The following is a 22,920-nucleotide window of genomic DNA, read 5'->3' as shown; positions in this document are numbered from 1 at the left end:
GACTTTTGCCGGCCAAGGCTCACAAAAACGCACGCCAACAGTAAGAACCACACGGACGGGAAAAATGCTCCACACGATTTCGGCCTTCGACCGTCTGGGCGAGGAAAACGCCTTCGCCGTGCTCGCGCGGGCGACAGCACTTGCGAGCCAAGGCCGCGACATCGTCAACCTCGGCATCGGCCAGCCCGACTTCAAGACGCCGCAGCACATCGTCGAGGCGGCGATCAAGGCGCTGCGTGACGGCCACCACGGCTACACGCCGGCCAATGGCCTGCTGGCGACGCGCGAGGCGGTGGTGCGGCGCACGCTGACCACCACCGGCGTCGAGATATCGCCTGAAACGGTGATGATCCTGCCCGGCGGCAAGCCGACCATGTTCGCCGCGATCCTGATGTTCGGCGAGCCTGGCGCCGAGATCCTCTATCCCGATCCCGGCTTCCCCATCTACCGCTCTATGATCGAATTCACTGGCGCCGCGCCCATCCCGGTGCCGATGCGCGAGGAGAACGGCTTTGCCTTCTCCGCCGACGAGACGCTGGCGCTGATCACCTCGAAGACCAGGCTCTTGATCCTCAACTCGCCAGCCAATCCGACCGGCGGTGTCACGCCGCGCGCCGAGATCGAGAAGCTGGTCAAGGGGCTGGAGAAACATCCGCAGGTCGCCATCCTCTCCGACGAGATCTACGACGTCATGACCTATGACGGCGAGACGCATTGCTCGCTGCTTGGCTTTCCCGAGATCCGCGACCGGCTCATCGTCCTCAATGGCTGGTCGAAGACCTGGGCGATGACCGGCTGGCGCATGGGCTGGTCGATCTGGCCGAATGGCGACAAGGGCGCCCATCTCTACGACAAGGTGCGCAAGCTGGCGGTCAATTGCTGGTCCTGCGTCAACGCGCCGAGCCAGTTTGCCGGCATTGCCGCCATCGACGGCCCGCAGGACGATGTCGACAAGATGATGCGCGCCTTCGACCGTCGTCGGAAGATCGTGGTCGAGGGGCTGAATGGCCTGCCCAACATTTCCTGCATCACGCCCAAGGGTGCCTTCTATGCCTTCCCCAACGTGTCGAAGACCGGCTGGAAGGCAAAAAAGCTCGCCTCGGCGCTGCTCGACGAGGCCGGCGTGGCGCTGATCGGCGGTCCCGATTTCGGCATTCTCGGCGAGGGCTACATCAGGCTCTCCTACGCCAACTCCGAGGAGAACATCTTGCGGGCGCTGGACCGGATCGGAACGTTCCTGGCGAAGTGAGGTTCAGCCCGCGCTGTCTATGGATATTCACGACCGGAGAAAGTGACATCGGATGTTCTACGCAATCCTCGCCTATCACGTGGAAGATGCGATCAAGGCGTTGACGCCGCGGGAAGATGCGGCGCTGATGGCCGACCTGCTGAAGATCAACACCCGGCTTCATGAGGAAGGCACGCTAGGACCGTCCGCGCGTCTGGGAGCGACGCAGGATGCCTTCACCCTGCGCGGCCCGGGTGACGGCGTGGTCATCGACGGCCCTTTCGCCGAGACCAAGGAACAATTGCTCGGCCTCTATGTCGTCGACTGCGCCACGCGGGACGAGGCCATCGCAATCGCCCGCGACCTTCGCCGTGTCAATGCGACCGCCGTCTACGAGATCAGGCCCATTCTGCTTTTCAAGCCCGGCGCGCCGCTGGCAGGCAAATGAGCCAGCGGCGGAGGCCCTGCCAGCGTCCGCTGCTCACCCACGCCCGACGAACGGCATCTTGGTGGCCATCACAGTCATGAACAGCACATTGGCGTCGAGCGGCAGGCTGGCCATGTGGATGACGGCGTCGGCGACGCGCTGGACGTCCATCACCGCTTCGGCGGCGATCGAGCCGTTGGCCTGCGGCACGCCGACCGTCATCGGCTGCGCCATGTCGGTCAGCGCGTTGCCGATATCGATCTGGCCGCAGGCAATGTCATAGGGCCGGCCGTCGAGCGCCAGCGTCTTAGTCAGTCCGGTGATGGCATGTTTGGTCGCCGTGTAGGGCACCGAGCCCGGGCGCGGCGCATAGGCCGACACCGAGCCGTTGTTGATGATGCGGCCACCCATCGGCCGTTGCTTGCGCATGGCGCCGAAGGCGGCGCGGGCGCACAGGAACGAACCGGTGAGATTGACGCCGACGATGTCATTCCAAACCTCAACCGGGATCTCGTCGATCGGCGTCGATTTGTAGCCCATACCGGCATTGTTGAAGAGCAGGTCGACGCGGCCGAAGGCCTCCGCCACCGTCTCGAACAGATCATCGACCTCGCCAGCCTTGCTGATGTCGCAGGCAACCGCCAATGCCTTGGCCTCGCTCGGCCCGGCCTCGGCGACGGCGGCATCCAGCACGGATTTGCGGCGTCCGCAGAACACCGTGTTCCAGCCGGCCTTGAGCAGCGCCGTGGCGACGCTCTTGCCGATGCCCGTGCCGGCACCGGTGACGATAGCGGTTCTTTGCTCGGTCATGGCTGTTGTCCTCCAGCGGCGCTGCGTGTGCACGACTGATTTTCGGGGTTTGTCCTCAGGAGAGAAGGCATCGCAAATGACGGCAGCGATGGCAAGCCGAACCGCCAAGGCCTGTCTCGAAAAATGGAATCCGCTTTTCGGAAAAGATCCTGCTCAAACGAACGGACAGAGCCCGACAAAAAGGGCGGTCATTGGCGACCGCCCTGATCTGAACCGGGCTTGGGAGGAGGAAAAAACCGGTCCGACTGTGTAGAATCATGCGCTTCCTGAGTTAATGGAGGGTTAACCCCGGAAAGGCGATCTGTGCCGATTTGGGCTACCAGCGCGGGTTGGGTGATGTCCCTGCCTTGGCCGGCACCTTGGCTGCCGAAACCGTCGCCTCGACATGATCGACCAGCGCGTCCGGCAAGCCAAGCCGGCCGGCCAGCAGATCGAGATAGCCGCGCTCGGCGCGGGTGTCGGGATCTATGGTAAGGCGCGAGGCGGTATAGAGTTCAAGCTTCTGCGCATCGGTCTTGGCGCCGGCTACCAGCATGTCGATGTCAAGCGGGCTCTCCAGCTCCTTCATCAGGAATTTCTCGGCATCGGAGCCTATGCCGGCTAGGCTGAGCTTGCCGGCGATCTTCTGGCGTTCGTCGTCGTCGATATGACCGTCGGCCTTGGCCGCCGAGATCATCGCCCGAACCAGGGTCAGCGTGAATTCGTCCTCGCCTTGCGGCGCCTGCGACGGGTGGAAGGCGGTGTCCTTGGGCGGCGGCAGCAATTCCGGTTCGCCGGTCGCGGGCGCTTCCGCCGGCGCATTGCCGGCCTTGTAGTTCTGGTAGGCCTTGTAGGCGAGGCCGCCGATCGCGGCCAGTCCGCCAAGCTTCACGGCGGCGCCTGTCACCTCGCGGCCGGCACCGGTCCCGAGCAGCACGGCAGCGAGCGCGCCAGCGGCCAGCGGGTTGTCCTTGGCCATCTGCACGGCCTGGCCCGCCTTGTCACGGACGGTGCCACTGGTGCCAGGAATTTGCGAGCCGAGCAGATCGTCGAGAAGCTTCTTGGGATCGAACATTCAATGCCTCCAGGATTTGCCCGGCCGAACGGGCAGGTTTCGAACGCCGAAGAGGTAGGCCCCGCACTTTGACATTACAATGACGGATCCTTCGGGACAGATCCTGGCGGCGAGTGGCCGAAGCTCGGATCAAGATCCGATATGCCGGCCCTTGCCCCGTACTTGCGCAAGTTCGACCTGGCGTTGACGCTCGGCGTAACGCTGGCGGTCCTCGTCGGAACGCGCATCGAAACAATGCGGACATGATACGCCGGTGGCAAACTTCGGTGACGTCAGGTCGCCCGGCGTCAGCGGATGGCGGCAGGCACGGCAGAGTTCGGCGTCGCCCTCGGCAAGGCCGTGCGACACCGAAACGCGTTCGTCGAACACGAAGCACTCGCCTTGCCACAGGCTCTGTTCGGCCGGAACCTCCTCCAGGTATTTGAGGATGCCGCCCTTGAGGTGGAAGACATTCTCGAAACCGAGCGACTTGACGTAGGCCGTCGCCTTTTCGCAGCGTATGCCGCCGGTGCAGAACATCGCCACCTTGCGGCCCTCGAGTTCCGCCCTGTTTGCTTCCACCCAGGCCGGGAACTCGCGAAAGCTTGCCGTTGCCGGATCGACTGCGCCCTTGAACGTGCCGATCGACACCTCATAGGCGTTGCGCGTGTCGATGACGATTGTATCGGGCTCGGATATCAGCGCGTTCCAGTCACCCGGCGCGACATAGGTGCCCGCACTCGTCGCCGGGTCGATATCGCCGACACCCATGGTGACGATCTCGCGCTTCAACCGCACCTTCATGCGGTGGAACGGGGTTTCTGCTGCGCTGCTGTATTTGACCTCGAGGCCGGCGAGCCCGTCGATGGCTTCGAGATAATCGATCAGTTCGGCGATCGCCGCCTCGCTGCCGGCGACGGTGCCGTTGATGCCCTCATGCGCTATAAGCAAGGTACCCTTGATGCCGCGCCCGCAACAAAAAGCGGCGAGCGGCGCGCGCAATTCGTCGAAGGCGTCGAGCCGGGCAAACCGGTAGAGCGCGGCGACACGGATGGGGTCTGTGGGCGTGGACAATGTCATTGCCAAGCCAACTAGACGCTCATGGCAGCCGATTCAAGGCGCACCGGCTGCTTCATCAGCCCGTCATCGTTTTGATGGCAATGGCCGGTATCGTCGCCCCACGGCGCGTGACATCGCGACACGCTTCGTTTCATGGACAGAAAAACACCCGTCTGCTAATCGGTTGAATTGTCCCACGATACGGAGAGACAGATGCCCAGCAAGAACGAAAAACTCCTGTCGCTCCTCAACGGCCAGCCGGTCATCCCGGTGCTGAAGATCGCCAGTATCGATGATGCCGTGCCTCTTGCCCGCGCTCTGGCGCGCGGCGGCCTGCCGGCGATCGAGATAACGCTCAGGACCGCCGACGCGCTGGAAGCGATCCGGCGGGTGGCGGCTGAGGTCGAGGACGCCATCGTCGGCGCCGGCACCATTCTCGATGCGCGTCAATTCGAAGAGGCGGCGGCAGCGGGCTCGCGCTTCATCGTCAGCCCCGGCATCACCCGCGAGCTTCTGGCGGCAGCGGCCGACAGCGACGTTCCGCTGCTGCCCGGCGCAATCACGCCTGGCGAGATCATGGCCGCTCGGGAAGCCGGCCTGCGTTTCCTCAAATTCTTCCCGGCCGAGCAGTCGGGCGGCATCGCATCGCTGAAGGCCTTCGCCTCGCCGCTCGCCGATGTGAAATTCTGCCCGACCGGCGGCATCACCGGCAAGAACGCGGCCGAGTATCTCAGCCTGCCCAACGTCATCTGCGTCGGCGGCTCCTGGGTTGCCCCGGACGACATGGTCAAGGCCGGTAAGTGGGACGAGATCGAGGCTCTCGCACGCGCGGCGAGCAAGCTGGCAAAATAAGGCTTTCGGCGCGGCATGAAAAACCCGGCCGACTTGCGTCGACCGGGTTCTGCTGATCGAGTTTCGAGCCGATCAGTTGCAGACCCTGATCTTTTCCACGACCTTGCGGTGGTGAGCCCAATGCGTGACCACCTTGGTCCGGCAGTGCTTCCTCATCATGTGCATATGGTCGTTGGTCTTGACTACAGCGGTCGCTGCCTGCGTGGGAGCGATGGCCGCCGAAGCGGTTGCCAAAGCAATGACCGATGCCAGTAGAATGTTCTTCATGGATATCCCCGGGTTTGAACGAACAGGGGAGAAACCCTTGAAGGACTGAGCAAGTTCCACGCTCACGGCAATGTCAGACCGGCGTGATCGGGCCGATGGCCATGGAATCACCGCGACCCGCTACCAACAAAAAAGCCGCGCAGGTTGCCCGACGCGGCTTTGTCGATCGACTGGTCGCTTACTTGGTCTGGAAGCGGGCGACCGACAGGAACTTGACGGCGTTGCCGGTGAAGCGGTTGGCATCGGCCATCTGGTCGCCAGACTGGAACCCAGCCGTGTAGACCTCGCTCGGCGCCGTATGCACGATGCTGTAGGCGTAGCCCGGCGCTGGCGTGGAGCTTGAAACGGTGGCGACATGTTCGCCGCTGGTCAGCGCCCAGCGGGCGGCCTGCGGCGCAGCCGCAACCACCATGGCCTTGGGACCAGGCTTCAGGTCGCGGGCGGTGGCTCTCGATTCCTTGCGGGTCGTCTTGACGCCAGCGCCGATCGCGGCGGCCGGATCGGTACCGGCCGGGCGGGCAACGACAGCCTCACGCGGCGATGCAGCATCGGCGCCCGACGGATCGTTGAAGGCCGAACGCGCCTCGGACAAGGACAAGGAAGCAACCTGGTACGCGTCGGCCGCAGCACCGGCCCGGGCATTGGCCTCGTCGAGCACGGCCTTCACCTCATCCGGCCTGGCCATGTCGGGCCGCGCGCTGGGCAGCGCCGAGAAGGCGTCGGTCGAGGCGCTGCCGCGCTCAGCCGTATCCGCCAGCGCCATCAGCACGTCCTTGCTGGGCGGCGGAGCCAAAGCGGCCGGCAGCGAATTGTCGGGGCGCCATGTCGGCAACGGTACGTTGTTGACGGCGACCTGTGTAGGGGCCGGGGCCGGGGCGGCCGATGGATCGGCCATGCCGAAAGGCACGTTCGCCGGCGCATGTGCTGTCGCCACGGCCTGCTCGCTGGTGGTTGCCGCATCCGCGGTCGCTGTCGCATCCGCCATGGCGAAAGGAACGTTCTCAGGCGACTGGGCACCGACATCGGCCTTCGGCCGCGGTGCAAAATCAGGCAGCGGAATGCTGCGGGCAGGTAGCGCCGCGATGATCGTCTCCGGCGTATCCTTTTCCGGCTCCGGAGCCTGCTCCTCGGCCACCTGCGGAATCTCCGCGCGCTTGGCATTCTCCGGCGCCACGATGGCGATGCCCGGGAGGTTGCTGGTCTTGGCTGTCGCGGCCGGCTGCAGGGTTCTAGCCTTGGGCGGAGGTGCCGCCGAAGCGGTCTCGACATCGGCACTGTCGTCGGCCTCGTCGTCGCCGCCGCCGCCAAAGAAAGCCGACAGGAACCCACCTGATTTCTTGCTGCTGCCGCCGGCGCTGGCCAGTTCGATAGCAGGCGCGCCCGCCCCCTTGCGCGCCTTGTAGGAGGCGAGCGCCTGCTCAAAGCCGGGCAGCGGCCTGCCGTCGCTCGGCACATGCAGCGTCTTGCCATTGGGGAACAGGCTGACCAGTTCCTGGCGGCTGATGCCGGGCCAGTGACGCACATTGCCGACATCCATATGGACGAACGGCGAACCGGATGTCGGATAGTAGCCGACGCCGCCACCCTGCATTTTGAGGCCGATGTTGCGCAGCTTCTTCAGCGGCACGCCGGGAATGTAGAAATCCATCGCCTTGCCGAGCATGTGCTGGCTCTTCTCGGCGACGCCCCTGCTGCGGCTGCGAAGCATCGAGTTCGTCGACGGCGAGCGATAGCCGCAGACGACCTGAATGTAGTCCGTGGCACCGCTTTCCCGATAGGCTTCCCAGACCAGATCCAGCAGGCGCGGATCCATCTTGGTCGGCTCGTTGCGGCGCCAGTCGCGCAGGATGATGTTGATCTTCCTCAGACCCTCCGGAACGTAGCGGCCATTGCGCTTGTAGACGATCTCGGCCTTCTCGTGCGTATGGAGGTGATAGAGCTTCAGCGAACGTGTTTCGGCGCTGGCGCCAGTTGCAGCCGCGGCAACAAAACCAAATGCGACAATCAACGCCGCCAGCCATTTCGGCCAGACGCTCACGTGATGGTGCCGCCCGTTTGTGTGTCGTTCGATTCTGTTCAAATCAAAAGGCCCTGCAGGCTGCCGTTTGTCCCCGGATTTGTCCAAACGGATGTGTCGTTATCACATCCGAATATCGATCCTAATGGTTAATCATCGCTTATTGAAGCCAAAATGCGGTAACACCGTGGCGATATCCCGTCAAAAATTGTTCACCGGTTTTCTTGGTAAACCGCTGGTTTAGATCATGTTTCTGCCTTTGCTCGAAACACGATCTGTTACCGTCAGCCTTAATGCGTGAACAGGCCTGTCCATAGGTCCGCCACATTCCCGCCAAAACCCGATATAGGGCGGATTCTGGCATTGCAAGCTGGCTCCGGCCTTGCGTCCGAAGCATGAATCCCGAACCGAAGCTTGGCAAAGCCATGGTGGAAACTGGTTTTCGCGGAGAGATCATGCGCTCCAGGGTGTGTCGAGATTTAGGTCAGGCTGGCATCACCTGATTCTCAACACACCTAGGAAGCGAGCCGGTCGACGCGGCCGGTCTCCGGGTCGATGCCGTATTCCTTGAGCTTGCGGTAAAGCGTCGAGCGGCCGATGCCGAGGCGGCGGGCGACTTCGCTCATCTGGCCGTTGTAGTGGTCGATGGCGAGCTTGATCATCTCGAGTTCGACATCGGCCAACGCACGCACGTTGCCGCGTTCGTCGAGCGCCCGCAACGTGCCGAAGCGAGGCTGCAGCCTTGCCAGCGGATCGGGCTGGATCGCCACGGCGGCCTCGCCGGACGAGACTTCCTCCTCGCCCGGCTCCGTGTCCAGCGGCAAGGACGCGGACGGCGAAACGCCATCGGCGTCGAGGTTGACGGTGCCTTCCACCTGCGCCCGGATCTGCGGGAAGTCCTCCGTGGTCAGCACATCGCCTTCGCAAAGCACCGAGGCCCGGAAGACGGCATTCTCGAGCTGCCGGATGTTTCCCGGCCAGTCATAGGCCTGCAGTACGGCAAGCGCCGCGGCTGAAATGCCTTGCAGGCGATGACGCGGGTCGGCCGGCGCCACCTTCTCCATGAAATGCGTGACCAGATAGGGGATGTCGTCGCGGCGGTCACGCAGCGGCGGCACGAAGATCGGGTAGACGTTCAGCCGATAGAACAGATCCTCGCGGAACTTGCCGTCCTTGACCCGCTGCAGGAGGTTGCGGTGCGTCGCCGAAATCAGCCTGATGTCGACCCTGACGGTCGAGCGTCCGCCGACCGGGTCGACCTCGCCATCCTGTACGGCGCGCAGCAGCTTGACCTGCACGTCGAGCGGCAGGTCGCCGATCTCGTCGAGAAACAGCGTTCCCGAATGCGCCTCGACGAACTTGCCGGTGTGCTTCTCGGTGGCGCCGGTGAACGAGCCCTTCTCATGGCCGAACAGGATCGATTCGACGAGATTGTCGGGAATGGCGCCGCAATTGACGGTGACGAAGGGTTTCGAGCGGCGGTCGCCGCTGCCCTGGATGGCGCGCGCCACCAGTTCCTTGCCGACGCCGGACTCGCCCTCGATCAGGATCGGGATGTTGGATGCCGCCGCCTTCTGGCCGAGGCGGATCACCCTGTCCATGGCCGGGCTGTGCGTGACCATGTCCTTGAAGGTCAAAAGCCCGCCACGCCGGCGCGACGTACGCTTGACCTCGCCCTCGACCGCCTCGACCTTGAGCGCATTGGCGATCGACGCCTGCAGCCTGTCGGGAGAGGCTGGCTTGACGACGAAATCGAAGGCGCCGTGACGCATTGCCGAAACCACGGTCTCGATGCCGCCCTGGGCGGTCTGCACGATCGTCGGGACATTTATGTCGCGCTCGCGCATCGCCTTCAGCACGCCGATGCCGTCGAGACCGGGCATGACCAGATCGAGGATGACCACCGAAACTTCGCGGGCGCCGGGCCCGTCGAGGACATCGAGTGCGGCAGCGCCGCCATCGACGACGGTTGCCGCATGGCCGAACCGCGTCACGGCTGCTTCGAGCAGCCGGCGCTGCACGGGATCGTCATCGACTATGAGTATGGAACCTGTCATGACTGGTACGACTATGCCCGCCCGAGGAATTCTGCCCTGTGGACCATCTTGGCACAGGGTTCTAAATAAGGTTTCAAAAAACCCGGTGAATGAATTCCTTAGGATTTGACCGGCTTCTCGTTTCCCCTTTGAACCTCGGCCACGGAAGGTATCGGCGATGCACATGGTTTCTGGGCACATGGTTTCTGCTCGGCGGCTAACGGCGCCGGCCTCCGGTCAGGGCGCGGCCGAGCTTGGCGACCTGCCGGAGTGGAACCTTGCCGATCTCTATGCCGGCATGGAGGCACCGGAACTGAAGCGCGACATCGCCAAGGCCGCAGCCGACGCGATCAGCTTCGAGACCCGCTGGAAGGGTACGCTGGCCGCCGAGGCCGAGCGTGGCAGCGCCGGCAGGCTGGGCGAGGCGCTTGTCGCCTACGAGGCGCTGGAGGAACTGATTGGCCGCATCGTCTCCTATGCCGGGCTGGTCTATGCCGGAAACACTGCCGACCCGCAGCGCGCTAAGCTCTATGGCGACATCCAGGAGAAGATGACCGACGCCAGCGCGCACCTTCTGTTCTTCGCGCTCGAACTCAACCTGATCGACGACGGCGCGATCGAAGGCGCGCTTTCCGGCGATCCCGCATTCGGCCACTACCGGCCCTGGGTGCTCGATCTGCGCAAGGACAAGCCCTACCAGCTCGAGGACCGCGTCGAGCAGCTTTTCCATGAGAAATCGATCACCGGACGCGGTGCCTGGAACCGGTTGTTCGATGAGACGATGACTGACCTTCGCTTCGATATAGACGGCGAGGAATTGACGCTCGAGCCGGCGCTGAACCGCTTGCAGGATGCCGACGGCGACGTCCGCCGGCAGGCGTCCGAGGCGCTGGCAGCGACCTTCCGCAAGAATCTGCGCACCTTCACGCTGATCACCAACACGCTGACCAAGGACAAGGAGATTTCAGACCGCTGGCGCGGCTTCGAGGACATCGCCGATTCACGCCACCTCGCCAACCGCGTCGAGCGCGGTGTGGTCGACGCCCTGGCATCCGCCGTTCGCGACGCCTATCCGCGCCTGTCGCACCGCTATTACCAGATGAAGGCGCGCTGGCTGGGCATGGAGGTGATGAACCACTGGGACCGCAACGCACCGTTGCCAGATACGCCGCAGGCGATCATCGGGTGGGACGAGGCCAGGAACACCGTGCTCTCCGCCTATCAGCGCTTTTCGCCCGACATGGCGGAAATCGCGCGAACCTTCTTCGACCGCAACTGGATCGACGCGCCGGTGCGTCCGGGCAAGTCGCCCGGCGCCTTCGCGCATCCGACCGTGCCGTCGGCGCATCCCTATGTCCTGCTCAACTACATGGGCAAGCCGCGCGATGTGATGACGCTGGCGCATGAGCTTGGCCACGGCGTGCATCAGGTGCTGGCCAGCGGCCAGGGCGCGCTGATGGCCTCGACGCCGCTGACGCTGGCCGAGACGGCATCCGTCTTTGGCGAGATGCTGACCTTCCGCTCGCTGCTCGACCAGACCACCGACAGGCGCGAACGCAAGGCCATGCTCGCCCAGAAGGTCGAGGACATGATCAACACTGTCGTGCGCCAGATCGCCTTCTACGAATTCGAGCGCAAGGTGCATGCCGAGCGCAGGAATGGCGAACTGACCTCCGACAGGCTCGGCCAGTTCTGGCTGGAAGTGCAGGCCGAAAGCCTCGGGCCAGCGATCAAGTTGCGCGAAGGCTACGAGGTTTTCTGGACCTACATCCCGCACTTCATCCATTCGCCCTTCTACGTCTATGCCTATGCTTTCGGCGACTGCCTGGTGAATTCGCTTTACGCGGTCTACCAGAATGCCGAGCGCGGCTTCCAGGACAAGTATTTCGAAATGCTGCGCGCTGGCGGCACGAAGCATCATTCCGAACTCCTGGCGCCCTTCGGCCTTGATGCCACCGATCCCGCCTTCTGGCAGATTGGGCTTGGCGTCATCAGCGGCCTGATCGACGAGCTGGAAACACTCGACGCTTGAACGCGCCCGTAGGTCTCATCTGCTCGCAAAACAGTCTAGCCGGGATGCATATTGGGACGGCTTATTCTTGGCCCAAATATCCGTTCTTGAAGTACTCTCCATGGAAGTTTTCCGATAGCTTTCCACAAGCCCTATGATAGCCTTCCTTCCAAGCTCAGCCGGAGCGCATGGGGATCGGCGAGGGAAAGTCTCAGCCGGCCGCGGCGCCTTGGCGAACGCGACAACGGCCGTTGGCCATGGCAGGCAAAGCCGATCGCCGACAGCTCCAACCGAAGCCGGCTGTTCTGCGAACCGCGGAACCACCATCGACTGGTCCTTTCGCCGAAGGTCATGAACCCATGCCACGGCAGACGGATCTGATTGGAGAGAGAGACAATGGGCACTTTTTTCTACATGCTCCTGGCGTTCCTGGTAGGCGTGTTGGTGGGCTGGTTCCTCTGGGGACGCCTGCGCGGTGAACTCGACAGCTTGCGCGGCGACCTCGACCGCACGCGCAGCGAGCGCGACAGGCTGCGCGCCGACAACGACCGCTTGACCGGTGAGCTCGATGCATGCGGCAAGACCCGCACCGACCTTGAGCGCCGGTTGCGCGAAGCGCAGGCAACGCCAGCTGCAGGAACTGGCGCGGCAAAGGCCGCGAGCCCGGCGCCGGCTGCCCTGATGTCGACGCCACCCGCGGCCAAATCGGTGCCGGCGGCGGCCAAACCGGCGCCAAAGAAGCCGGCGGCGGCCAAGGCGGCGCCCGGCGCTGCCAAGTCCAGCGCACCGAAGTCCGGCGCCCCCAAGGCCAGCGCCCCAAAGGCGAGCGCCGCGCCGAAAGCGGCAGCACCGGCGAAAGCCACGGCGGCCCAGCCAGCGGCGGCCAAGCAGGCAGCGGCCAAACCCGACAATCTGCGCCGTCTGATCGGCATCGGCCCGGTCAACGAGAAGCTGCTCAAGGCACAAGGCGTCACCAGCTTCGCCCAGATCGCCGCCTGGACAGCCGACGATATCAAGCGGATCGAGGATGTCATGAACTTCGACGGCCGCATCGCGCGCGAACGCTGGATCGAACAGGCCAAGCTGCTTGCCGCCGGTAACGAGACGGAATTCGCCAAGCAGTTTCCGACGGCGGGAACCGCCAGCAACACCTGATCGGCGAAAGCAGGATTATGACAAACGGCGGTGCCCAAGGCGCCGCCGTTTGTTTTTGGCCGCAATATCGACCCGGAGGTTGGCCCCTGGATTGGTTCCTAGGTTAGCCCATGAGGTCGGCTTTGAGGGGCAGCGTGCCGTTCCCTCGATTGCGCGCGGGCGGCCCCCCATATAGAGCGGTCGACGGCTTCATTGAGCGCAGCATCCGAGTCCCATGTCCCTGCCCGCCGCAATTTTCCGCAATGACGAAAGCGCGCGCCAGCTCGTCTTCGACCGGCCGGCCGACATCATCATGGCGCATGAGGCAAAGGACTTCCTGCCGGCGCTGGCGGCGGCACAGGCGGCGCACGACGCCGGCAAATGGCTGGCCGGCTATTTCTCCTATGAAGCCGGCTATCTGCTCGAACCGAAGCTTGTTCCCTTGCTGCCGAAGGGGCGCCGCGCTCCGCTCGTGTGCCTTGGGGTGTTCGACGCGCCGGTCGAAGAGGCGGTGCCGCCCCGCAACGCAGCGGCGACCAATGGCCCGATCTTCGATGCGCGGGCGACTTGGTTGTTCGAGGATTACGAGAAGCGGTTCGCGCGGCTGCACCAGCACATCAGGCAAGGCGACTGCTACCAGGGCAACCTGACCTTTCCCATTCACGCGCAATGGTCCGGCGACCCGCTGGCCGCCTTCGATGCGCTGACCGAACGCCAGCCGGTGAAATATGGCGCGCTGGTCGCGCTCGGTGATCCCATCGTGCTGTCGCGCTCGCCCGAACTGTTCTTCGAGATCGACGCCGCAGGCATGATCGAGACGCATCCGATGAAGGGCACCGCACCGCGCGGCGCCACCAAGGCCGAGGACGAGCGGCAGAAGATCTTCCTGCGCAACGACGAGAAGAACCAGGCCGAAAACCGGATGATCGTCGATCTCCTGCGCAACGATATCTCGCTGATCAGCGAGGTCGGCACGCTGGACGTGCCGGCATTGTTCCGCATCGAGACCTATCCGACCGTCCACCAGATGGTGAGCGACGTCAGGGCAAAGCTGCTGCCGGGTCTCAGCATCCGCCAGGTGTTCGCGGCGCTGTTTCCGTGCGGCTCGATCACCGGCGCGCCAAAAATCCGTGCCATGGAAATCCTGCACGATCTGGAAGGTACGCCGCGCGACGCCTATTGCGGCGCCATCGGCTGGATCGCGCCGGGCGGCACGATGCGCTTTTCCGTGGCGATCCGCACCATCTCGCTCTTTTCCGGCGGCGAGGCCGTCTACAATGTCGGCGGCGGCGTCGTCTTCGATTCGACGGCTGAGGAGGAGTATCAGGAGTGTCTGCTGAAAGCGCGCTTCGCGACGGGAACACTGCCGACTTCCAGCTGATCGAGACCATGCGCTGGCAACCCGGCTCGGGCTTCCTGCGCTTCGATCGCCACCTTGCCCGCCTCTATGGCTCGGCAGCGGAACTCGGCTTTGCCTGCGACCCGCAAAGGGTCGGCGACGTGCTGGGCAATGCGGTCAGCGGATCCGGCATCGCGTTGCGCACGCGCCTGGCTTTGTCGTGCGACGGCGAAGCGACCGCCTCGGCACAGCCCTATGAACCGCTGGCCGCCGACAAGGTCTGGACGCTGCGGCTGGCACGGACAAGGCTCGATTCGCACGACACGTTGCTGCGCCACAAGACCAGCCGGCGCCAGCTCTACAGCCACGCCCGCGCCGAATATCTCATCACCCAGGCCGACGAGGTGCTTCTGGCCAATGAGCGCGGCGAGATCTGCGAAGGCACCATTACCAACGTCTTCGCCGATCTTGGCGATGGCATGCTGGCAACGCCGCGGCTCGACTGCGGCTTGCTGCCTGGCGTACTGCGCGCCGAGCTTCTGGATGAAGGCCGCGCCCGCGAAGCGATCTACAGCTACGGCGATCTGCAGTCGGCCAAGGCGATCTTTGTCGGCAATTCGCTGCGCGGCTTGATTCCCGCAAAGCTGGCATGACCGGGAGAATGCTATGTTCGTCGTTTCGCTGAACTACAAGGTGCCGCTGTCCGAGATCGACCGCTTGCAGGCGGAGCATATCGAATGGCTGAAGACCTGCTATGCGGACGGCATCTTCGTCGCCTCCGGACCAAAGAAACCGAGAACCGGCGGCATCATCATCGCGCAATGCCCGCGCGAAGTGCTCGACGCCAGGCTGGCAGCGGATCCCTTCGCCATGGCCAACGCAGCCGACTATGAGGTCACCGAATTCCTGGCGCGGATGACCACCGCCGGTCTGGACGATTTCAGGGAAGCATGAGCTTTGGCCGAAGCGCTGCCCACCCATACGCCTTATGACGGCTCGTCGAAGCTCTTCAGCATCGGGCTGAAGCCGCTCGATCCGGCAGACTGGATCGAGGTCGACGACCATCTGCTGCCGTATCTGGCCGAGAAGCGCCGGCTCTATGCCGAAATCCCCGAGCGGGTTTTCGTCGAGGAGGACGGCACACGGGACGCCCAGCGGGAAGTGCTCGACTTGCTCGGCGCGTATCTGCCGGGGCGATTTCCGCGCACCCATCGCCGCACCGATGCAGGCGTCGAAATCGTGGGCACGGCGAGCCATTTCGGCATCCCTTCCGGTCTCGACGGCGCACCGCTCGTCGCCGCCTCGCTGTTGGTCCAGGAAGACCTGATCCTGATGCGCCGTAACGACAACGGCTGGCGGCTCGTTGCCGGTTCGTTGTGCTTTCCCTCATCCTGGCTGCTGGTCGAGAAGTTCGGCCGGCCGCTGCAGGATATCCACGCGCCGGTGCCGGGCTTCGGTCCGGGCACCCGCCCGGCCGAGCTGATCAACCGCATGTTCGACGGCCTCCAGGGCCAGGCGGTCGAGCGCTTCAACTGGTCGATCCAGGCCGACAATGCGCTCTATCATCCGCTGTCCAATGTCGAGCGCATCGACCGCGCCACCAGCCGGCCGACACGCTTCCCCGATGGTGACGTCAGGGTGCACGCCTTTATCCGCGTCGAGCGTCAGACGTTGCGCAAGCTGCCGTCCTCGCGCGACATCCTGTTCACCATCCGCATCCACCTCGACCCGCTCGCCGTGTTGGAGCGGCACCCGGATCGGGCGACGCTCGCAGTCTCTTTCGCCGCCCAGCTCGAAGGGCTCGATCTCGCCCAGCTCGACTACAAGGGCCTGACTTCTGACCGCGACCGGCTGATTGCCGTCCTTAACCACATGGCCAATGACGCGTAGCCCCGGTTGGCGCTTTTCGCTGGTTTGTGACAATGATCTGTGATGTAGCGCATGGCCGCCGGGCAAGAATGCCCGGTTTTGCATGTGTTTTCCCAGTTTCCTGGGTTTTGAGGAGTGCTCGATAAAATGGCGAATGAAAACTGGCCCGTTTATGGTGAGATCACCGGCCCTGTCGTGATGATCGGCTTCGGCTCGATCGGACGGGGGACGCTGCCGCTCATCGAACGCCATTTCACGTTCGACAAGTCGCGCATGACGGTCCTCGACCCACGCGACACCGACCGCAAGCTGCTCGACGAGCGCGGCATCGCTTTCGTCCAGGACGCAGTGACCGAGAAGAACTACAAGAAGCTTTTGACGCCGCTTCTGACCAATGGCGGCGGCCAGGGCTTTTGCATCAACCTGTCGGTCGATACCGGCTCGGTGGACCTGATGCGGCTCTGCCGCAAGCTCGGCGTGCTCTACATCGACACCGTCGTCGAGCCATGGCTCGGCTTCTATTTCGATGCCCAGGCCGACAATGCCAGCCGCACCAACTACGCGCTGCGCGAAGCGATGATCAAGGAAAAGCACGACAAGCCCGGCGGCGCGACGGCGGTCTCCACCTGCGGCGCCAATCCCGGCATGGTCTCGTGGTTCGTCAAGCAGGCGCTGGTCAACCTCGCCACCGATCTTGGCCTCGAGTTTTCTGAGCCTACGCAGGACGACCGCGAGGGCTGGGCCAAGCTGATGAAGAAGGCCGGGGTCAAGGGCATCCACATCGCCGAGCGCGACACCCAGCGCACCAAGAAGCCGAAGCCGATGGATGTGTTCTGGAACACCTGGTCGGTCGAGGGCTTCATTTCCGAGGGCCTGCAGCCTGCCGAGCTCGGCTGGGGCACGCACGAGACGTGGATGCCGAAGAACGCCAAGAAGCACAAGCACGGTTCGAAGGCCGCCATCTATTTGGAGCAGCCCGGCGCCAACACGCGCGTGCGTTCATGGTGCCCGACGCCAGGACCGCAATACGGCCTGCTTGTCACGCACAACGAGGCGATCTCGATCGCCGATTTCTTCACCGTGCGTTCCAGGAAGGGCAAGGTTCAATACCGCCCGACCTGCCACTATGCCTATCATCCCTGCAATGACGCGATGCTGTCGCTGGACGAGATGTTCGGCGCCGCGGGCAAGCCGCAGCCTGTGCACCACGTGCTCGACGAGAATGAACTGGTCGACGGCGTCGACGAACTCGGCGTGCTGCTCTACGGCCACGACAAGAATGCCTACTGGTACGGCTCACATCTTTCGCTGGCCGACGCGCGCAAGCTGGCGCCCTATCAGAACGCTACCGGCATGCAGGTCACCTCGGCGGTTCTCGCCGGCATGGTCTGGGCTCTGGAAAACCCTGAAGCCGGTATCGTCGAGGCCGATGAGATGGACTACAAGCGCTGCCTGGAAGTGCAGTCGCAATATCTGGGACCGGTCAAGGGCCACTATACCGACTGGACGCCACTCGATAACCGGCCGGGCCTGTTCCCGGAAGACCTCGACCGCAGCGACCCGTGGCAATTCCGCAACATCCTCGTCCGATAGCAGCCCCGTCAGCATGCCTCGTTGCCTTGCAATCGCCCGGAAATCAGGCGATTGAAGGGATGCGGACTGAGGAGAGGATTTTTTAAAATGAACATTGCGCGCAAGATTGTTTGGATGAGCGTTGCAGCAGCTGTAGTGGGACTTGCTGGCTGTGCGACCAGTGGTCCGGATGAACCGCCGATGGCGGCCTCACCGAAAGGCGTCGAAGGCTCCTGGATCGACGCCAAGGGGACGGGCCTTTCGACCTTCGCCAGCGGCACCTTCACGACCGTCGCCACCGACACTGGCCAGAAGCTTGCCGACGGCAGCTACACCATGACCGGCGCCACGTCGGTGCAGATCAACGGCACGTCGCTGATCCGCCAGACCGCGGTCAGCTTCAACTGCCTGATGGTGTCGACTAGTCAGCTCAACTGCACCAGCTCAAGCGGCCAGAACTTCGTGCTGACACGGCGCACCTGAGCCGACGAGCATTCGCTTCCCCAGGGGACGGCGGCCAATGGCCGCCGTCCCTTTTTTATGCCGGCAAAAGTCCCCGGATTTCCGCTTGCGTCATCTGGAACGCGATGGGAACATACTCCAAACGCCGACTGTTATGTTCCAGTCAAGCAAGAGCGTTAAACGCCTCTGATCAGCCTTCCGGGAGACGAAGATGAAGAAATTTGCCGCCATTGCCGCCCTCTCCGCCTCAACGCTCGCTCTGTCGTCCGGCGCATCCTTTGCCGACTACACGCTGAACATCCTGCACATCAACGACTGGCACAGCCGCATCGAAGGCAACAACAAGTATGAATCGACCTGCTCGGCCGATGAGGAGACCAAGGGCGAGTGCATCGGTGGCGCGGGCCGGCTGATCACCGCCATCGCCCAGGAGCGCAAGAAGCTGGCAGGCCAGAACGTGCTGTTGCTCAGCGCCGGCGACAATTTCCAGGGATCGCTGTTCTACACGACCTACAAAGGCAAGGTCGAAGGCGAATTCCTCAACGAGATGAAGTTCGACGCCATGGCGCTCGGCAACCATGAATTCGACGATGGCGAGACGGCGTTGGCGCCGTTCCTCGACATGATCAAGTTCCCGGTGCTCGGCGCCAATGTGAAGGCCAACGCGCAATCCAAGCTCGGCGACCGCGTCAAGCCGTCGATCGTAGTCGAGGTCGGCGGCCAGAAGATCGGCATCATCGGCGCGGTGACCAATGACACCCCGGAACTCGCTTCCCCCGGTCCCAACATCACCATCGAGGACGACGTCAAGTCCATCACCGCCGAGGTCGAGAAGCTGAAGGGCGAAGGCGTCGACAAGATCATCGCAGTGACCCATATCGGCTACAAGCGCGAGCGCGATGTCATTGCCAAGATCCCGGGCATCGATGTGGTCGTCGGCGGCCACAGCCACTCGCTGCTGTCGAACACCGACCCGAAGGCGGAAGGCCCCTATCCGACGATGGTCGACAATCCCGACGGCTACAAGGTGCCGGTCGTGCAGGCGGCGTCCTATTCCAAATATCTCGGCGAGTTCAAGGTGGTGTTCGACGACAATGGCGTCGTCAAATCGGCCAGCGGCGACCCGATCTATCTCGACAAGTCGATCACCCCTGACCCGGCTGTGCTCGCCCGCATCAAGGAGCTTGGCGCGCCGATCGAGGCGTTGAAGAACAAGGAAGTGGCCGAGACCACCGACGTCATCGACGGCAGCCGCGAGAACTGCCGCACCCGTGAATGCGCGATGGGCAACCTCGTCTCCGACGCCATCCTCGACCGCGTCAAGGGACAGGGCGTCGAGATCGTCATCTCCAATGGCGGCGGCCTGCGTGCCTCGATCGACAAGGGCACCGTGACCATGGGCGAGGTGCTGACCGTGCTGCCGTTCCAGAACACGCTGGCAACCTTCCAGATCTCCGGCAAGGACCTGGTGGCCGGCCTCGAGAACGGCCTCAGCCAGATCGAGGACGGCGCCGGCCGCTTCCCGCAGGTCGCCGGCCTGAAATATTCCTTCGACAAGTCGGTTGCTCCCAATGCCGGTCGTGTCAAATCGGTGGAAGTCATGGAAGGCGGCGCCTGGACGCCGATCAATCCGAACAAGGACTACCTCGTCGCCACCAACAACTATGTCCGTCAGGGTGGCGACGGCTACAAGATCTTCGCCGACAAGGCCAAGAATGCCTATGACTACGGTCCGGGCCTCGAACAGGTGGTTGCCGACTATCTTGGCGCGCACCGGCCTTACACGCCCAAGCTCGATGGCCGCATCACGGAGATCGCCGCGACCGTCGCGGCGGCTCCGGCAGCTGAGCCGGCCAAGCCTGCCGAAGCAGCAAAGCCCGCTGAGGCTGCGCCTGCAATGCCCGAACTGCCCGCCAAGTCGGGTGATATCGCCAACACACCGCCGGCCGTATCGACAGAGACAGCGCCGGCCGCACCGGCCGCACCGGCCAAGCCCGCGGAAGCGGCACCGGCGCCCGCGCCCGCCGAACCGGCAAAGCCGGCAGAGGCCGCGCCGGCCGAAAGCAGCCATGTCATCGTTGCCGGCGACACCTATTGGGATCTGGCAAAGAAGGCCTATGGCGACGCGACCAAATGGAAGCTGATCTATGAGGCCAACAAGGGCCAAAGGCCTCATCGGCTTGCGCTTGGCGCAACCCTGACCATCCCGCCAAAGTAAGGTCGCTGCGCCTCTTTCAACGACGCGCCCGCCCGGGAAACCGGGCGGGTTTTTTCGTTGCCTGCTAAGGTGCGGCCAGACGCTGCATTGAAAACTGGCGTCGCATCGCTAGTTTCGCGCCGTGTCCGGAGACCAGGTATGACCCTTTCCACCCCTGCCGATCCCAAAGCCGCGAAGACCGGCGGCCCGTTGCCCGCCGGGCATCCGCCGGTCAAGGCTGGCAAGATCGGTGTCATGCTGGTCAATCTCGGCACGCCGGACGGCACCGATTTCAAGCCGATGTGGCGCTATCTGCGTGAATTCCTGTCCGATCCACGCGTCATCGAGCTCAACAGGGCGATCTGGTACCCGATCCTCTATGGGCTGGTGCTCACCAGGCGGCCGAAGGCGTCGGGCGCCAACTACGCCCGGATCTGGAACCGGGAGAGGAACGAGTCGCCCTTGCGCACCTACACCCGCGCCCAGGGCGAGAAGCTGGCCGAGGCGTTGCGCGATCTGCCGGAGGTCGTCGTCGACTGGGCGATGCGCTACGGCAACCCTTCGACCGCGAGCGTCGCCCAGGGGCTGGTCGAAAAGGGCTGCGACCGCATTCTTTCATTCCCGCTCTATCCGCAGTACTCGGCGACCACCACCGCCACCGCCAACGACCAGTTGTTTCGTGCCCTGATGAAGATGCGCCGCGCGCCGGCCATCCGCAGCGTGCCGCCTTACTACGACGAACCGGTCTATATCGAAGCGCTGGCGCGTTCGATCGAGCGGCATCTGGCGACGCTGGATTTCGAACCGGAGGTTGTCATTGCCTCCTTTCACGGGATCCCAAAACCCTATTTCGAGAAGGGCGACCCTTATCATTGCCACTGCCAGAAAACGACGCGGCTGTTGCGCGAACGGCTCGGCTGGGATGAAAACAAACTGATCATCACCTTCCAGTCGCGCTTCGGCGCACAGGAATGGCTGCAGCCCTACACCGACAAGACCGTGGAGAAACTGGCCAGGGACGGCGTCAAGTCGATCGCCGTCGTCAATCCGGGCTTTTCGGTCGACTGCATCGAGACGCTGGACGAGATCGGCCGCGAGGCGGCCGAAACCTTCCATCACGGCGGCGGCAAGAACTTCGCCCACATCCCTTGCCTCAATGACAGCGCCGAGGGCATGGCGGTGATCGAGGCGATGGTGCGGCGCGAACTGTCCGGCTGGGTCTGACGCCGGAACAACACAAGCTCCGGGGCGTTGAGCAGCACCTCCGGAGAATTTTATGCCTCGCAAGCTTGACCTCAGAAGCGGCCGGCCCGTCTGGTCCGCCTACCGGGCGCCTGCGGTCCCGACAGCCGCGCTGACCCGTGACGCCAAGGCTGACGTGCTGATCGTCGGCATGGGCATCAGCGGCGCCATGACGGCCGAGGCGCTGACGGCGCAAGGCCATGCGGTGATCTGCATCGACCGGCGCGGCCCGCTGAAAGGCTCGACGTCCGCGACCACCGCTCTCGTGCAGTTCGAAATCGACCAGCCGCTTTCGATGCTGTCGAAGATGATCGGCAAAACCTTGGCGGAGCAAGCCTGGCGGCGCTCGCGGCTCGCCGTTTCCAACCTCGCTGCCCGCATTGCCGAACTCGACATCAACTGCAGCCCGAGCCGCAACCCGTCGCTCTATCTGGCGGGCACTCTGCTCGGCCCGTCGGAACTCCGGAACGAGGCCGAAGCGCGAAGACAGGCAGGCATCGCCGCGACCTATCTCACGGCGGCGCCGCTGGCGGAGAAATTCGGCATCGACCGCGAAGGCGCCATCCTCAGCCACGGCAACATCGCCCTCGATCCGCGCAAGCTGACGGCCGGGCTGCTGCTGAGGGCCTCGCAGCGCAAGGCACGCTTCTATGCTCCCGTCGAAGCGACGGCGATCAAGCACAGTGCCGACGCGGTGGTCGTGGCAACCAGGGATGGGCCGACCATCACGGCACGGCATGTTGTTCTGGCCACCGGCTACGAGTTGGTCGACATGGTGCCAGCGGCAGCCCACCGGATCATCTCGACATGGGCGATCGCGACACGCACGCAACCGCGAAAGATCTGGCCGCGGGCAGCGTTCATCTGGGAGGCGTCGGACCCGTACATCTATATGCGCGCGACATCGGACGGCAGGGTCGTCTGTGGCGGCGAGGACGAGGACTTTATCGACGAGACGCGGCGCGACGGGCTGATCGCCGACAAGAGTGCACGCATCGCCGAAAAACTTGGCCGCCTGTTCCCGCATCTCGACGTCAGGCCCGAATTCGCCTGGACCGGTTCGTTCGGCACCACGACCACCGGCTTGCCCTATATCGGCGCCATTCCCAGGCACCCGCGCATCCACGCCGTGATGGGTTACGGCGGCAACGGCATCACTTTCTCGCAGATCGCTTCCGAGATTGTCTCGGCCTCGATCAACGAGCTGAGCGACACGGATGCAGAGTTGTTTGCTTTCAACCGCCGATAGCAAACCTACAAACAATCCATCATCACCTGATTGTAACGCACTTGAAACACACTTAAGTCTTTGTTGAAGCCGGCTGCGCGAGAATGGCTTTCGCGGCCTGCCTCTGAGGGAGAGCC

General features: G+C 63.8%; 20 protein-coding genes. 14 read left to right on the top strand and 6 right to left on the bottom strand.

All coding sequences use genetic code 11. The features are described 5' to 3' along the window. Nucleotides 1-64 precede the first annotated feature (64 nt). Together AC0ZT5_RS21305 and AC0ZT5_RS21300 are read left to right on the top strand one after the other, a co-directional pair. Nucleotides 65-1,249 carry a pyridoxal phosphate-dependent aminotransferase gene (locus AC0ZT5_RS21305; RefSeq protein WP_488498043.1) on the top strand — a complete coding sequence of 395 codons (1,185 nt, stop codon included), beginning with the start codon at nt 65-67 and terminating at the stop codon, nt 1,247-1,249. 52 nt (nt 1,250-1,301) lie between these two features. Beyond that, nucleotides 1,302-1,676 carry a YciI family protein gene (locus tag AC0ZT5_RS21300; protein ID WP_488498042.1) on the top strand — a complete coding sequence of 125 codons (375 nt, stop codon included), beginning with the start codon at nt 1,302-1,304 and terminating at the stop codon, nt 1,674-1,676. 33 nt (nt 1,677-1,709) lie between these two features. Here AC0ZT5_RS21300 and AC0ZT5_RS21295 read toward each other — a convergent pair whose 3' ends face one another. The 3 genes from AC0ZT5_RS21295 to trhO form a co-directional block, all read right to left on the bottom strand. After that, entirely contained in the window at nt 1,710-2,465 is a 756-nt protein-coding gene (locus AC0ZT5_RS21295; RefSeq protein ID WP_488498041.1) for an SDR family oxidoreductase, read from the bottom strand. Nucleotides 2,466-2,781: 316 nt separating this feature from the next. Next, nucleotides 2,782-3,519 carry a tellurite resistance TerB family protein gene (locus tag AC0ZT5_RS21290; RefSeq protein ID WP_488498040.1) on the bottom strand — a complete coding sequence of 246 codons (738 nt, stop codon included), beginning with the start codon at nt 3,517-3,519 and terminating at the stop codon, nt 2,782-2,784. Nucleotides 3,520-3,648: 129 nt separating this feature from the next. Continuing rightward, a complete protein-coding gene (trhO, locus tag AC0ZT5_RS21285; protein WP_488498039.1) occupies nt 3,649-4,578 on the bottom strand; it encodes an oxygen-dependent tRNA uridine(34) hydroxylase TrhO in 930 nt (309 codons plus the stop codon). A gap of 192 nt (nt 4,579-4,770) precedes the next feature. Here trhO and AC0ZT5_RS21280 point away from each other — a divergent pair, with 192 nt between their 5' ends. Beyond that, on the top strand, nt 4,771-5,409 hold the full coding sequence (locus AC0ZT5_RS21280) for a 2-dehydro-3-deoxy-phosphogluconate aldolase (protein WP_488498038.1): 639 nt from the start codon (nt 4,771-4,773) through the stop codon (nt 5,407-5,409). Between the two features lie 72 nt (nt 5,410-5,481). Here the strand turns inward: AC0ZT5_RS21280 and AC0ZT5_RS21275 are convergent, their stop codons facing one another. From AC0ZT5_RS21275 to AC0ZT5_RS21265, 3 genes are all read right to left on the bottom strand, one after another. Beyond that, nucleotides 5,482-5,676, bottom strand: coding sequence for a hypothetical protein (locus AC0ZT5_RS21275; RefSeq protein WP_488498037.1), 195 nt, complete (start codon nt 5,674-5,676; stop codon nt 5,482-5,484). A gap of 178 nt (nt 5,677-5,854) precedes the next feature. Next, nucleotides 5,855-7,714, bottom strand: a complete 1,860-nt coding sequence (locus AC0ZT5_RS21270) for a peptidoglycan L,D-endopeptidase MepK (protein WP_488498036.1) — start codon at nt 7,712-7,714, stop codon at nt 5,855-5,857. Between the two features lie 494 nt (nt 7,715-8,208). Beyond that, nucleotides 8,209-9,750 (bottom strand): sigma-54-dependent transcriptional regulator, encoded by a 1,542-nt coding sequence (locus AC0ZT5_RS21265; protein ID WP_488498035.1) that lies wholly within the window; start codon nt 9,748-9,750, stop codon nt 8,209-8,211. Nucleotides 9,751-9,928: 178 nt separating this feature from the next. Here AC0ZT5_RS21265 and AC0ZT5_RS21260 point away from each other — a divergent pair, with 178 nt between their 5' ends. From AC0ZT5_RS21260 to AC0ZT5_RS21210, 11 genes are all read left to right on the top strand, one after another. Beyond that, nucleotides 9,929-11,761, top strand: coding sequence for a M3 family oligoendopeptidase (locus AC0ZT5_RS21260; RefSeq protein WP_488498123.1), 1,833 nt, complete (start codon nt 9,929-9,931; stop codon nt 11,759-11,761). A 375-nt stretch (nt 11,762-12,136) separates the two neighbouring features. Next, a complete protein-coding gene (locus tag AC0ZT5_RS21255) occupies nt 12,137-12,895 on the top strand; it encodes a proton-conducting membrane transporter (RefSeq protein ID WP_488498034.1) in 759 nt (252 codons plus the stop codon). Nucleotides 12,896-13,109: 214 nt separating this feature from the next. Next, entirely contained in the window at nt 13,110-14,255 is a 1,146-nt protein-coding gene (locus AC0ZT5_RS21250; protein ID WP_488498033.1) for an aminodeoxychorismate synthase component I, read from the top strand. Next, complete coding sequence (locus AC0ZT5_RS21245; protein ID WP_488498032.1) at nt 14,204-14,866, top strand: aminotransferase class IV family protein; 663 nt, start codon at nt 14,204-14,206, stop codon at nt 14,864-14,866. The genes AC0ZT5_RS21250 and AC0ZT5_RS21245 overlap by 52 nt, the downstream gene beginning before the upstream one ends. Before the next feature lie 13 nt (nt 14,867-14,879). Next, nucleotides 14,880-15,167 (top strand): YciI family protein, encoded by a 288-nt coding sequence (locus AC0ZT5_RS21240; protein WP_488498031.1) that lies wholly within the window; start codon nt 14,880-14,882, stop codon nt 15,165-15,167. 3 nt (nt 15,168-15,170) lie between these two features. After that, nucleotides 15,171-16,103 (top strand): heme-dependent oxidative N-demethylase family protein, encoded by a 933-nt coding sequence (locus AC0ZT5_RS21235; protein ID WP_488498030.1) that lies wholly within the window; start codon nt 15,171-15,173, stop codon nt 16,101-16,103. 126 nt (nt 16,104-16,229) lie between these two features. Then, entirely contained in the window at nt 16,230-17,675 is a 1,446-nt protein-coding gene (locus tag AC0ZT5_RS21230) for a homospermidine synthase (protein ID WP_488498029.1), read from the top strand. A gap of 87 nt (nt 17,676-17,762) precedes the next feature. Next, the gene (omp10, locus tag AC0ZT5_RS21225; protein WP_184876625.1) at nt 17,763-18,137 is read left to right on the top strand and encodes an outer membrane lipoprotein Omp10; all 375 of its coding nucleotides are present in this window, start codon (nt 17,763-17,765) and stop codon (nt 18,135-18,137) included. Nucleotides 18,138-18,327: 190 nt separating this feature from the next. Next, nucleotides 18,328-20,334, top strand: a complete 2,007-nt coding sequence (locus AC0ZT5_RS21220) for a 5'-nucleotidase C-terminal domain-containing protein (protein WP_488498028.1) — start codon at nt 18,328-18,330, stop codon at nt 20,332-20,334. A gap of 138 nt (nt 20,335-20,472) precedes the next feature. After that, the gene (gene hemH / locus AC0ZT5_RS21215; RefSeq protein WP_488498027.1) at nt 20,473-21,537 is read left to right on the top strand and encodes a ferrochelatase; all 1,065 of its coding nucleotides are present in this window, start codon (nt 20,473-20,475) and stop codon (nt 21,535-21,537) included. Between the two features lie 52 nt (nt 21,538-21,589). Beyond that, the gene (locus AC0ZT5_RS21210; RefSeq protein ID WP_488498026.1) at nt 21,590-22,804 is read left to right on the top strand and encodes an NAD(P)/FAD-dependent oxidoreductase; all 1,215 of its coding nucleotides are present in this window, start codon (nt 21,590-21,592) and stop codon (nt 22,802-22,804) included. Nucleotides 22,805-22,920: the final 116 nt, after the last annotated feature.

The sequence above is a fragment of the Mesorhizobium sp. CNPSo 4670 genome (assembly GCF_057784235.1).
This window is presented reverse-complemented; position numbering and strand designations above follow the sequence as displayed.

What these genes read in the sequence shown, in the direction of transcription:
- AC0ZT5_RS21295 (WP_488498041.1), bottom strand. Translation starts at nt 2,465, where the DNA reads ATGACCGAGCAAAGAACCGCTATCGTCACCGGTGCCGGCACGGGCATC.
- trhO (WP_488498039.1), bottom strand. Translation starts at nt 4,578, where the DNA reads ATGACATTGTCCACGCCCACAGACCCCATCCGTGTCGCCGCGCTCTAC.
- AC0ZT5_RS21305 (WP_488498043.1), top strand. Translation starts at nt 65, where the DNA reads ATGCTCCACACGATTTCGGCCTTCGACCGTCTGGGCGAGGAAAACGCC.
- AC0ZT5_RS21280 (WP_488498038.1), top strand. Translation starts at nt 4,771, where the DNA reads ATGCCCAGCAAGAACGAAAAACTCCTGTCGCTCCTCAACGGCCAGCCG.
- AC0ZT5_RS21250 (WP_488498033.1), top strand. Translation starts at nt 13,110, where the DNA reads ATGTCCCTGCCCGCCGCAATTTTCCGCAATGACGAAAGCGCGCGCCAG.
- hemH (WP_488498027.1), top strand. Translation starts at nt 20,473, where the DNA reads ATGACCCTTTCCACCCCTGCCGATCCCAAAGCCGCGAAGACCGGCGGC.
- AC0ZT5_RS21230 (WP_488498029.1), top strand. Translation starts at nt 16,230, where the DNA reads ATGGCGAATGAAAACTGGCCCGTTTATGGTGAGATCACCGGCCCTGTC.
- omp10 (WP_184876625.1), top strand. Translation starts at nt 17,763, where the DNA reads ATGAACATTGCGCGCAAGATTGTTTGGATGAGCGTTGCAGCAGCTGTA.
- AC0ZT5_RS21290 (WP_488498040.1), bottom strand. Translation starts at nt 3,519, where the DNA reads ATGTTCGATCCCAAGAAGCTTCTCGACGATCTGCTCGGCTCGCAAATT.
- AC0ZT5_RS21210 (WP_488498026.1), top strand. Translation starts at nt 21,590, where the DNA reads ATGCCTCGCAAGCTTGACCTCAGAAGCGGCCGGCCCGTCTGGTCCGCC.
- AC0ZT5_RS21300 (WP_488498042.1), top strand. Translation starts at nt 1,302, where the DNA reads ATGTTCTACGCAATCCTCGCCTATCACGTGGAAGATGCGATCAAGGCG.
- AC0ZT5_RS21275 (WP_488498037.1), bottom strand. Translation starts at nt 5,676, where the DNA reads ATGAAGAACATTCTACTGGCATCGGTCATTGCTTTGGCAACCGCTTCG.
- AC0ZT5_RS21265 (WP_488498035.1), bottom strand. Translation starts at nt 9,750, where the DNA reads ATGACAGGTTCCATACTCATAGTCGATGACGATCCCGTGCAGCGCCGG.
- AC0ZT5_RS21260 (WP_488498123.1), top strand. Translation starts at nt 9,929, where the DNA reads ATGGTTTCTGCTCGGCGGCTAACGGCGCCGGCCTCCGGTCAGGGCGCG.
- AC0ZT5_RS21255 (WP_488498034.1), top strand. Translation starts at nt 12,137, where the DNA reads ATGGGCACTTTTTTCTACATGCTCCTGGCGTTCCTGGTAGGCGTGTTG.
- AC0ZT5_RS21240 (WP_488498031.1), top strand. Translation starts at nt 14,880, where the DNA reads ATGTTCGTCGTTTCGCTGAACTACAAGGTGCCGCTGTCCGAGATCGAC.
- AC0ZT5_RS21220 (WP_488498028.1), top strand. Translation starts at nt 18,328, where the DNA reads ATGAAGAAATTTGCCGCCATTGCCGCCCTCTCCGCCTCAACGCTCGCT.